The 13052-nt window shown below is 39.9% G+C and carries 4 protein-coding genes; 2 read left to right on the top strand and 2 right to left on the bottom strand.

The window, feature by feature from the left end; genetic code table 11:
• Positions 1-116: 116 nt before the first annotated feature.
• Positions 117-7277, bottom strand: a complete 7161-nt coding sequence (locus F9856_RS10960; RefSeq protein ID WP_202106619.1) for a ZmpA/ZmpB/ZmpC family metallo-endopeptidase — start codon at positions 7275-7277, stop codon at positions 117-119.
• A gap of 615 nt (positions 7278-7892) precedes the next feature.
• Entirely contained in the window at positions 7893-9878 is a 1986-nt protein-coding gene (gene uvrB, locus F9856_RS10955) for an excinuclease ABC subunit UvrB (RefSeq protein ID WP_202106618.1), read from the bottom strand.
• Between the two features lie 197 nt (positions 9879-10075).
• Here uvrB and F9856_RS10950 point away from each other — a divergent pair, with 197 nt between their 5' ends.
• The gene (locus F9856_RS10950; protein ID WP_202106617.1) at positions 10076-12274 is read left to right on the top strand and encodes an ABC transporter substrate-binding protein/permease; all 2199 of its coding nucleotides are present in this window, start codon (positions 10076-10078) and stop codon (positions 12272-12274) included.
• Entirely contained in the window at positions 12274-13014 is a 741-nt protein-coding gene (locus F9856_RS10945) for an amino acid ABC transporter ATP-binding protein (protein WP_024397739.1), read from the top strand. Before F9856_RS10950 ends, F9856_RS10945 begins: the two co-directional genes overlap by 1 nt.
• The last annotated feature ends 38 nt before the right edge of the window (positions 13015-13052 follow it).

The raw sequence follows: 13052 nt of genomic DNA, 5'->3' as shown, positions 1-13052 counted from the left end.
TTTTTCCTCTAGTATACATTAAAAAACAAGTTGGCACAAGACCAACTTGTTTATGATTATGGGTTAAAAATTTGGCATTCTAACGACCTATTTAATTATGTTCTTAACATAAACGTCTATGGATAAAATATTGAATTTCTGAATTCATCAGTTGAACGCAAGAGTTCACTATAGACCTTTCTCTTCAAGCTATGAACCCAACTTGTATTCACATTTGAAGTCGCTTGATCCAAGCGTTTCATATCCTCTTCTACTGCTGCTTTCATCAGATTTTCTAAATCTTGATAAGAATTGATGGTCACTATATTCGTTGAATTTGGCTTATCAAGTTCATATACAATCGTAATTGGCTTCAATTTTGTCAATTGATCTATCCGCTCTTTGTACATATCCTTCTTGAATTCAGACCAAGTTGCATATTTGTTATCAAAGACATGTTGTAAAACAATTGTATCATTAACAATTCCATTTGGTGATTCGGACTTCAGTTGATTGCTCACGTATGGAACAAATCCTTCATCGTAGCCTTTAGCGGCTAAGAGTTCATAGGCCATGCGTCTAAACATCAAATCTCCAGGTGCTCCAGTCGGATTATCCAAAGCAGAATAGATTGGTGACAATAAGAATGTATTATAGTAGCCATTTCTAGCCAATTTCTCATTGTCAGAATATTGTCTGCGGTTCATGATGCTTTGATCAATCAAGTCATCAAATGTTACCAGTTTAGCCACTTCCTCATCAGTCAATGGACGAATTTGGTTACCAGCATGAACTCCATCGTAATAGTTTTCAATCTTTCTGAACCAAGCTTTCTTGACAGCGGCATCTTGTTGTAAAACAACACTACCTTCTAAGTAATCAAGCATGTAGATGGCATCAAACATATGATGTGCATAGGTATTCAAATCCTCTTGGCTGTTAAAGCGCTCGACTGGATTGTACGGCTGAACACGAATCAAAGAATCTTTCTTATCCAATTCAGTATACATGGTATTAAGTGCAATGATATTATCTTCAGTATTACTTACATTTTGCAATAAACCACGCGCATAGAGCTCTGGACCTTGTCCAGTTCTCCTACCAAATCCATAAAAGAATGTATTAGAATCCAAGTTATGGACCATTTCATGCGTATAGGTAGAACTTCCAACCTTATCCAACATCAAGTAAGCTACAAAGTGGGTTTCTGACCCATTTGCATAGGCAGCTGTACCATTACTTCCATACCATTTTGCAATCGGACCAAAGAAGTCTTGAATTGCTGCATTACTACTTGACAAATTATGCCATACTCTTGTTCCATTTTCATCAAACAAGCCAAAACCATCTGTGTTCATGTAGGCACCAAACATCTTGTCTTTATTTTCATCATTTAATGTCTTGTACCAGAAGTCAGTATGGTCACGTTGCCAAATGGCTGCTTGATTAATGATTGCATAGACTTCTTCCCGTTTTTCTGGATGATTTACCAAATCTCTGTATCGACTAAAAGCACCAAAGGCTACCGTATTCATATTGGAAATAATATAAATATCTTCGTTTTCCATGGTTAACAGAGGCAAGAGCATCTGACGGTATCTCCAAGATGGATTTGTAATCTTGTCATATACCTCAACTGCATACTTACTATGTTTAGTAGCTGTATTTTGCTTTTCCAATGCTTCTGGAACTTGAGATTTCATCTCGACAATGTATGCTTTTGTATTGTCCTTGAACCATTGATTATCCGTTTTATTTGGTGAAAACACCTTACGATAGGATTCAACCAAGTCAAATACAGTTGCTTTTCCAGTCATTTCAGCTAAATAGGAAGAATAAAGTTCCACATTATTTTTCGGTCTTAAAGCTTCATAACCTGCTTGACCAATTGAAATAATGGCATCCAATGTTGAAGCTGAATGATTGCCAAAGAAATCCATATTGAACAAGGTTAACTCTTTTGTATTCAAGGTATCGTAATTGATGTCGTACCATCTGTCTAAGTAAGACAAACCTAGCAAGAATGCTTCTTTATTGTTTGCAATCTTATTCTCGAAGTAGGTCTCAACACTCTGGCCTTGACCATTCATTGTAGCCGTTAAAACCTTACGGAGATAGCCAGAAAGATTGTCTTTAATGCGATTGAAACTTGACTTGAAGTACATATCGTTGATGTCATTTGTCGTTTGATTCGCTGCCTGAGCAGGTGGATTTAGTTGTTTCAACAGCGCTTCTGATTCATATGCAATCGGAGACAATAGAGCAACAAGTCGGTTTACCATAGCTTCATTTTGATTAACAAAACTTTCAGGAGTATACGGTATGTGCATACCTGCAATATCATATTCGATAATATGATTATTCTTGAAATCTTCAGCATAAGCAACTGATTTGTATTCAACAGTACCATCTTCAAAATAAAGCATAATTTTATTGACACTTGCCTTATCTGCTATCAAATCAGCAACTACCGCATTATCCTTCATTGGAACGACATCAACAAGTTTAACTTGATTTAACTTATCAGTAGTGGCAATCGTATTTCCATAATAAACAAGTAATTCCTTGTTGTAGAATGGTAAAATTTTCTCCATATTTAAGTATGCCACTGTATGGTCCGTTTTTGCATTAGTTACATTGCTGTAATCAACTGAGTATGCATTCAAGTCTTTGTAATCGGAGTCAGACAGTTTAGCAGTGATTGCCATATTTGACAATTTACTTTCTGCTTGTTGAGCAGTTATCTGAGAATTATTTTCACCAGCGATAGTTGAAAAAGCATTGCTCAACTTGGTCGCAGCGTCAAAGACTTGACCAATAACTGGTTGACCGCCTGTCACCTGAACTTGACTGACCAGATTGTCAAAGCTACCATAATTCCAACCCCTATCATTGGTTCCGACCATGCCACCAACTTTTTGGCTTGTACCAAGGTTGGTAACACTGCCCGTTGCATAGGCATTTTTAATATTGATTTCATTTCCGCTTTGCCAACCTGTTACACGACCTGCAATTGCACCTGCTGCCTGATTGTTTTCACCGAGAATAGAAATGTTCACATCTGCTTTCACATCTGTGATATATGAACCAGGGTTCATACCGACAATACCGCCTACGTATGACTCACCTCTTCCATAAGAATCTAACTTACCTTGGAAACTTGCATTTGACAAACGTGATTGGTAATCCAGTTTGTAGACAATCCCCCCGAGATTCCGTTGTGCTCTTAGATTTCCTTGAACTGCTACATCCGAAATAGTTGAATAGGCTGTTTCATTTGCCAAACTTCCTAAATCGCGATGCAAGGCAGAACTTATTTGAACATTTTTAAGATCAATTCCAGAAATTGTTGCACGTTCTATCTTTGCGAAGAGTGGCGCTTTCAGATTATGAATAGCATATTTATTTCCATTTGACTCACCAAGCAAGGTCCCTTGGAAGGTATCGGTCATATAAGCTTTCACATCTCCAACCTGAACTTCATCAGCATAGAGATTAGCACCAAGTTTAAATGTTCCAGTCGGGTTAGCCTTCATAGCATCCAATAGAGAAGTAAAATCAGTATAGACTCCATTTTCCTTGGTCACTTTTGGTATATAAAAGACTTTCTGTTGATTGAATCCTGTTCCATTATCTTCTACTAATTGATCAAAAGTGCTAGTTAATTCATAAACCGGCTGTCCGTCCTTGGTCGTTTCCCTAACTGATGAAATCGGAAGATAGATATCCTTAAATCGATCAGAAGTAACTTTTACAAATAAATCATCAGGGTTGGTTGGTGTTTCATCAAGTATATAGGCAGAAGTATATTTCCCATCTTTACGACGGTAGACCGTCACGGCGTCAATATCCTTCACTTCAATTTTCTTATAAAACAGATTAAATTCACGCAAGCTTTCTTGGATGGCATTATGCTCAACGCTATCCAAAGTGTAGAAGACTTTTGTTTTCAAGGTGTAATCTGTATAGAAATCAAGATTTGTAAATTCCATATTACCGTTTGCATCTGTGATTTCTTTTTCTTCTACCAGTTGATCTCCCTTGTACAACAGAGCAATTGCACGTAGGTAATTATCCGTTGGATTGTCTAATTTATAACTCGCTGTCGCTGACCTATTATCTTCATTTTTATCTAGGCCTATGATTGCTACCGTTGGAATTTTCTCAACTTTTGTACCTCGGCGAACAATCTTGTCTTCTGGATGATCTACTAATTCTTCAATAGAAAGTGGTGGATTTTGCCGAACACCTCTAATAGTTTGATAGATGGTGGTGATGGTTTTTAATCCGTCTTTCCCCTCTTTTTCTACAACAGTTTTACCTTCTAACATGGATAGATCATCGATATACTTTGTTTCAAAAGGTAATACTTCCGTTTTAATATCCTTTTCAATCGCTGTAACAGGCTTTGTACCACGAAGAATTTCTCTAGCGATTGGCTCAACCAAGATTTTTTCGGTGACAGTTGGATTAGGTTGGCGGACGCCCTTGATAGTCTGGTAAGTTGTTGTGATTTCCTTGGAGCCAACTTTACCTTCTACCTGAACACGTTCTTCACCAACATAAAGATCAGCACTTGAAATTTCCTTAGTTTCAAAGGCGATTTCTTCCGTACGTTTGTCAACTTCGGTACCCTCAACTGGCTTGGTGCCCTTGAGAACTTGTTTGGCTACTGGTTCTGTTAGAACTTTTTCAGTAACAGTTGGATTAGGTTGGCGGATGCCCTTGATAGTTTGATAGGTTGTTGTAATTTCCTTGGAGCCAACTTTGCCTTCTACTTGAACTCGTTCTTCGCCAACATAAAGATCAGCACTTGGGTTCTCCTTGGTTTCAAAGGCAATTTCTTCCGTACGCTTGTCAACTTCAGTACCTTCAACTGGTTTGGTCCCTTTGAGAACTTGTTTGGCTACTGGCTCTGTCAAAACTTTCTCTGTGACAGTTGGATTAGATTGGCGGACGCCCTTGATAGTTTGATAGGTTGTTGTAATTTCCTTGGAGCCTACTGTACCTTCAACTCGCACTTGTTCCTCACCAAGATACAAACTATCCGTTTCTCTTACTACAATATCAAACGGAATCTCTACAGTTCTCGTCTCAGTATCTGTCTTTTCTTCAATAATTTTAGTACCACGAGCTACAATTTGTGAAATCGGCTGCTTGGTAATTTCTTCTGATACCGTTGGATTGGCCTGACGGACACCGTTTATAAGTGTATAGGTAGTAGTGACCGTTTTTTGACCCTCGACCCCTTGAGATTGAACTTGTTCTTGTCCAAGAGGGAGACTCGGATCTTCGATATACTTGGTTTCATATGGAACAGAAACAACCGTTTGTTCCACTTCATTTGTTATCTGGTCTGGTGATTTCGACCCCACAGCAACTATTTCAGCAACTGGCTCATTCACTATATCGGACAACAGCTCTGATTGAATCAAGACCCCATCAGCATAGATCAATTTGGTCTGAATAGTACGACTCCCTGCTTGACCAATTTGCCTAACTTGTCTAGTACCTTCAGGTAAATTTGGATCCATTATTTCTTGAGTTGGATATGGAATAGATTCTACATTCGAAATAATGTCTTCCGTTAATTGAATGGCAGGAACTTCATATGTAGGTGCATTATTAGGAACCTCTGTAATGATCTCACCAGTATTTTCAATTGGAGGGACTGGTTCCGGAATAGGCTCTGGTTCTGGCATTGGACTAACCGGTTTTGTACCAATACGTACAATTTGGGGAATTGCAGCTTGTACAGACTCGGAAATAATTTCTGATTTTAGTAGAACGCCTCCTGCATAAGTGAGCTTGCTTTCTATCACTCTTTGACCAGCCTGTCCAACTTGTACAGTCTGTCTAACCCCTTCAGCTAAGTTTGCATCATAAACTTCCTGGGTTTCAAATGGAATACTTTCCACATGACTGGCGATTTCTTCTGAAATCTCGATAGAAGGCACTTGATGTGTCGGAGCCGAATCAGGCACTTCAGTAATAACCTTTTCATCAGATTTTTTTGTACCAATTTCGATAAGTCTTGGAATTGCAGCTTTTGTTATCTCAGAAGAAACTTCTTCTTCCTTCAAGACTTGCCCATCCACAATCGTTTGCTGGATAGTAATGGTTTGAATGCCATTTGCGCCTTCTTGGGCGACACGAGTTTCTCCCTCAACCAGTGCCGCATTCTCGATTTCATGGGTTTCGAATGGAATATCTTTTGTTTTAGTAATATTTTTGGTTTCAATTGGTAGAGTTGGTAAGTCGATTGAATTGGACAAACTCATGTCTGAATCTTTTGTACCAATCATTGTGATTTCTTCAACAGGCTCACTAATAACTTTCGTTGACAGTTTCTCCGTCTTTACTAACTGACCATTAACGTAAGTTTGCTTGGATTCAATAACTTGCTTTCCTACCTGACCAGCTTGAGTAACTTTTTGCTCACCAACCATCAATGCACTTGAATATATTGTGACTTTTTCAAATGGAATATCTTCATCTTCCGTTACAAACTTCTCACTAATCTTTGCTTCAGGCAATGAATGGGTAGGAGCAGTGTCAGGTTTCTCTGTGATTACAGGCGCCTCAGCCGTTTGGTCGACCTCTTCCTTACTTTCCTTTAAATAACCTACATAAACATATCCTTCAATATCATTTGGTGCAGGCAAGGATTGACCTCCAGCGATTTCAATGGCATGGTTAAATTTCGCTAAGATTTGACTAGAAATAGCATGACTGGTTGGAGCTAGAAAGCTTGCGCCCGTCGCTGTTAGCAAGATAACACTTGCCAATTCCTTCTTACCTTTTTTACTAACTTTAACTGCAAGGACAAGAGTGAAAATACCAGCCATTCCTAACAGTAGGTTATCGAATACACCTGTTTTGGGTAAGCTATGCTGGCTAGCTTGTGCCTTTTCAATGCTATTTTGAACAAGTGGAGCAATTGAAGGCTGGCTTGTTTCAATAGTGGCAGGTAATACTGTCGAAGTGTCCTCCGTTGATGCTGTCGAAGTGTCCTCCGTTTGCCAAATCGTTGATGGCAAAGCAGGTCTATACACCAAATAATACGTAGCATCAGTTTTATCTACTTTACCTGGTACATCGTAAACAATTGCGTTTTTTTCTTGATCCGTTAATTCTTGTTCTGTGACATAGGTCAACTGAATAGACTGAGCCCCAACTCCTTGAGCTGTTGCAATTGATGTCATGAAAAATAGACTTGCAACAGTAGCAGAGACAAGTCCTACAGACAATTTACGAAAGGAAAAACGTTGTTGCTTTTCATTAAAATTCTTTTTCATTTTCGCTAACCCCCTAGTTAGTAATTTTATTATACTATGAAATTGAAATACTTTCAAAATTTCTAATCTTTAATTCAAGTAATCTTTCGTTTTTTCTAGAGATAAATTACATATTTTCAATATTACATAAACTATTGAATATAATATTTAACATTGAGACTGTTTTCATAAAGTTTAGTTCGCTTTTATCACTATTTTAATGTTAAGGTTTACTTATATATTTTGATGTATTTTGATTGCTACAATTTTAAAAAATACAACAATTTTACCATTACCAATATTCAATTATCAGATTTAAGTGATGAAATGAAGTACAGAACTAAATCTGGTAATCTATGGTGAATGCTCTATGCTGAGTCATAGATAAAAAGAGTTTGGACAAATCTAATTCCAAACTCTTTTTATATCCCATAATTCAAGTGTAGTCAGTTGAGTAATTCGACAAAAAATTCAATTCTCTGTTATGACTCAATGTTGTTTGTTATGTAAAGTATTCAATTTAACATAAATTTACTGCAGATTCTAGATTAGTATTTTACCTGATAAGAAAATATGAAATTTTGCAATACAAAATTCTATCAAATCACAAATTTAACAGCAACATCAATAAAATTGTTACATATTCTTCAACTCAATAACCATATCACGAATCTGGGCTGCCAGTTCAAAGTCAAGCACTTCTGCTGCTTCCTGCATTTGACCTTCCAGTTTCTTGATCATAGCCTTACGTTCATCTTTATTAAGAGCATTGAAGTCCACCACTTCTTCCTTGTCCTGAGTGACAGCCTTAGTCACGCTTATCAGGTCACGGATTTCCTTCTTAATAGTCTGTGGAATGATTCCATGCTCTTCATTATAAGTCATCTGGATTTGACGGCGGCGGGCTGTTTCGTCCATAGCCTTGCGCATGGACTCGGTGACCTTGTCCGCATACATAATCACATGACCCTCAGAGTTACGAGCTGCCCGACCAATAGTCTGTATGAGCCCCCGTTCATTACGGAGGAAGCCTTCCTTGTCAGCATCTAGAATAGCAACCAGACTAACTTCTGGCACGTCAATCCCTTCACGCAAGAGGTTAATCCCTATCAAGACATCAAAGACACCCAAACGCAAATCACGGATAATCTCCGTACGCTCCAAGGTCTTGATGTCCGAGTGCATATACTTGACCTTGACGCCCATTTCTTTCAAGTAGTCGGTCAAGTCCTCTGCCATTTTCTTGGTCAGGGTGGTGATAAAGGTCCGCTCGCCTTTCTCAACACGGGCATTGATTTCACCTAAAAGGTCGTCCATTTGCCCCATGGTTGGACGGACTTCCACTTCTGGATCCAAAAGCCCGGTCGGCCGGATAATCTGCTCGACAACGGTCTCTGTCTGCTCCATTTCATAGTCACCCGGCGTTGCAGATACATAGACAATCTGATGGACATGGCTCTCAAATTCTTCCCTGCGCAGCGGTCGATTATCCAATGCACTCGGAAGGCGGAAACCATAATTGACCAACATCTCCTTGCGTGAGCGGTCACCATTGTACATCCCTTTTATCTGCCCCATGGTCATGTGGCTCTCGTCAATCATGATGAGATAATCTTCAGGGAAAAAGTCCAGCAGAGTATAAGGAGGCTCGCCCTCGCTTCGCCCGTCCATGTGACGAGAATAGTTCTCGACTCCGTTGGTGTAGCCCATTTCCCGTAGCATTTCGATGTCGTAGTCGGTTCGTTGTTTCAATCGCTGAGCTTCTAAGAGTTTTCCTTCTGCCTCAAAGACCTTGAGCTGCTCTTCCAGTTCCGCCTGAATCTTGGCAATAGCCGTTTCCATGTGGTCATCGTTGGTCACGAAGTGGGTGGCAGGGAAAATGGCCAAGTGATCCACATCGCCCAAAACCTTACCTGTCAGGCTTTCAATCTCACGAATGCGGTCGATTTCATCGCCGAAAAATTCCACACGGAAGGCGTGTTCATCACGGGAAGCTGGGAAAATCTCCACCACATCGCCACGCACACGGAAGCGTCCCCGTTGGAAGTCGATGTCGTTCCGCTCAAACTGGATATCTACCAGAGAATTGAGCAACTGATCACGGGAAATCTCCTGACCTGGTCGCAGACTGACCACGCTGTCAGAATATTCCTTGGGCGAACCCAAACCATAGATACAAGAAACCGAAGCCACTACAATGACATCGTTTCGTTCCAGCAGGGCCGACGTCGCTGAGTGACGGAGTTTGTCAATCTCATCATTGACCGAACTGTCCTTCTCAATATAGGTATCGCTAGACGGTACATAGGCTTCTGGCTGGTAGTAATCATAGTAAGACACGAAGTATTCGACCGCATTTTCTGGGAAGAATTCCTTGAACTCGCTATAAAGCTGACCAGCCAAGGTCTTGTTGTGGGCGATGACCAAGGTTGGCTTATTGACACGGGCGATGACCTGACTCATGGTGTAGGTCTTACCAGTACCAGTCGCCCCCATGAGAATCTGGGATTTTTCGCCCCCCTCGATGTTATCGACCAAGGTTTCAATGGCTTGGGGTTGGTCACCAGATGGTGCATATTTTGACACAAGTTTAAATTGGTTTTCAGTATTTCGGTTAATCATACTTCTATTTTATCATAAGTTCGACTAATGGAGAAACATTCTAAACCATTCACAACTATGTCCAAAATATTAAATTTTCTCACATTTTAATGACTTTGTATGTCAGAACTTCTAACATTATAAAAGCCTCGATTTTGCATTAATTTTCAGAATATGATATACTAGGACAGTTATTTTATAATAGAAGGAGTATGGAAATGAAGAAAAAATTACTCATGTTATTGGCAAGCATTCTGCCAGTATTCTTTATTTTTACTGGCGTTAAAGCTGACGATACTATTGATATCGTATTTGACAATGCTTACGCCCCATTCGAGTTTAAAGACTCAGATCAAATTTATAAAGGATTAGATGTTGACATCATCAACGAAGTAGCCAAGCGCTCAGGTTGGACCATGAATCAAAGCTTCCCAGGATTTGATGCAGCTGTAAACGCTGTACAGGCTGGATCTGCGGACGCCCTAATGGCAGGTACAACTATCACCGAAGCGCGTAAGAAAGTATTTACTTTCTCAGACCCTTACTTCGACACCAAAATCGTTATCGCTACCACAAAGGCAAATACCATCTCTTCATATAAGGACCTTAAAGGCAAGACTGTCGGTATCAAAAACGGTACTGCAGCCCAAAACTTCCTAGAAGAAAACAAAGACAAGTACGGATACAACGTAAAAACTTTTGATACTGGCGATTTGATGTATAATAGCCTTTCTGCTGGTGCTGTTGATGCTGTAATGGACGACGAAGCAGTTATTCAATACGCTATCCAACAAGGTCAAGATCTAAGCATTAACATCGAAGGCGAAGCAATCGGTTCATTTGGTTTCTCAGTAAAAAAAGGTAGCCAATATGAGTACCTTGTAGAAGATTTTAACAAGGCTCTTGCTGCCATGAAGGAAGATGGAACTTATGATCAAATCATGAATAAATGGTTAGGTTCATCTACCGCTTCTGCTGAAAGTACAGATTACTCTTCACGTCTTAGCCTGACTGGTAGTGCCACTGCAAAAGCAACACCTGTAAAAGCAAGCTATACAATCGTTGCTGATTCTTCATTTGCCCCATTTGAATACCAAGATGAAACTGGTAAATATGTCGGTATCGACATGGAATTAATTAAGGCGATTGCTGAAAACCAAGGCTTTACCATTACCATTCAAAACCCAGGTTTTGATGCTGCATTAAACGCTGTTCAAGCAGGACAAGCTGATGCAGTTATTGCCGGTATGTCTATCACAGACGCTCGTAAGGAAATCTTTGACTTCTCAAACGCCTACTATACTTCAAACATCCTATTAGCTGTTAAAAATGGTAGTGACATCGCTTCTTACGAGGACTTAAAAGGGAAAACTGTTGGGGCTAAAAATGGTACTGCTTCATATAGTTTCTTGGAAGAAAACAAGTCAAAATACGGTTACACCCTAAAAGCCTTCGACGAAGCTTCAAGTATGTATGACAGTTTAAACTCTGGTTCTATTGATGCTCTTATGGATGACGAAGCGGTTCTTCTATATGCCATCCAACAAGGTCGCAACTTTGCAACACCAATTCCTGGCGAAAAATCAGGTGAGTACGGATTTGCTGTTAAAAAAGGTGCCAACCCAGAATTAATTGAAATGTTTAACAACGGCTTAGCTGCCCTAGTTGAATCCGGCAAGTATGATGAAATCCTTAATAAGTATTTCAACTCAACTGAAGAAGCAAGCGCAACAACTTCAACTGTTGATGAGACAACAATTGTTGGTCTTTTGAAAAACAACTACGGTCAGTTGCTCTCAGGTCTTGGTATCACAATTGGACTTGCCCTTCTATCATTTGCTATTGCAATTGTCATCGGTATTATCTTCGGTATGTTTGCTGTCAGCCCAGTTAAAGCACTCCGTGTTACTTCATCTGTTTTTGTAGATGTTGTTCGTGGTATTCCGCTCATGATTGTCGCTGCATTTATTTTCTGGGGAATTCCAAACTTGATTGAATCAATTACTGGTCAACAATCTCCAATCAATGACTTTGTCGCTGGTACGATTGCCCTATCCCTCAACTCCGGTGCCTATATTGCTGAGATTGTTCGTGGCGGTATTCAGGCAGTTCCAGCTGGTCAGATGGAGGCGTCACGGAGTTTGGGTATTTCCTATGGAACAACCATGCGTAAGATTATCCTACCTCAAGCTGGTAAAATTATGTTGCCTAACTTTATTAACCAGTTTGTTATTACTCTGAAAGATACTACTATCATTTCTGCGATTGGTTTGGTCGAACTCTTCCAAGCAGGTAAAATCATTATTGCACGTAACTACCAATCCTTCCGTATGTATGCAATTCTTGCCATCATTTACTTGGTAGTTATCACACTCTTGACTCGCTTAGCACGCAAACTCGAAAAAGGAGGTAAATAATGGCTCAATTAAAAATCAACGTCCATGACTTACACAAGTCTTATGGTAAAAACGAGGTCCTCAAAGGTATTACTGCTAAGTTCTATGAAGGCGATGTTGTTTGTATCATCGGTCCTTCTGGTTCAGGTAAATCGACCTTCCTTCGTACAATGAACTTACTTGAAACCATTACAAGTGGTCAAGTAACAGTCGATGGATATGACTTAACCGATCCTAAGACAGATGTTGACGCCTTCCGTTCAAATGTCGGAATGGTATTCCAACACTTCAACCTCTTCCCTCATATGTCTGTACTTGACAATATCACATTTGCGCCAATCGAACACAAATTGATGGACAAGTCTGAAGCTGAAAAAGTCGGCATGGAATTATTGGAAAAAGTTGGATTGGCAGACAAACACGACGCTATGCCAGACAGCCTTTCAGGTGGTCAAAAGCAACGTGTTGCTATCGCTCGTGCGCTGGCAATGAATCCAGACATCATGCTCTTTGACGAACCAACTTCTGCCCTTGACCCTGAAATGGTTGGCGATGTACTCAACGTTATGAAAGACTTGGCAGAACAAGGTATGACCATGTTGATCGTCACACACGAGATGGGCTTCGCCCGCAAGGTTGCTAACCGTGTTATCTTTACAGATGGTGGTCAATTCCTTGAAGATGGCACTCCTGAGCAAATCTTTGATAACCCACAACACCCACGTTTACAAGACTTCCTAGATAAGGTATTGAACGTGTAGATATGCAAAAAGCCTTTGACCCAAAGAGTCAAGGCTTT

Source organism: Streptococcus suis, from assembly GCF_016743335.1.
Taxonomy (GTDB): domain Bacteria; phylum Bacillota; class Bacilli; order Lactobacillales; family Streptococcaceae; genus Streptococcus; species Streptococcus suis_Y.
Note: the sequence above shows the minus strand (reverse complement) of the source record. Positions and strands in the feature narration are given on the sequence as shown.

Bases quoted from the DNA above. Each gene is read 5' to 3' on its own strand.
- F9856_RS10945 (WP_024397739.1), top strand. From the start codon at position 12,274: ATGGCTCAATTAAAAATCAACGTCCATGACTTACACAAGTCTTATGGT.
- F9856_RS10960 (WP_202106619.1), bottom strand. From the start codon at position 7,277: ATGAAAAAGAATTTTAATGAAAAGCAACAACGTTTTTCCTTTCGTAAA.
- F9856_RS10950 (WP_202106617.1), top strand. From the start codon at position 10,076: ATGAAGAAAAAATTACTCATGTTATTGGCAAGCATTCTGCCAGTATTC.
- uvrB (WP_202106618.1), bottom strand. From the start codon at position 9,878: ATGATTAACCGAAATACTGAAAACCAATTTAAACTTGTGTCAAAATAT.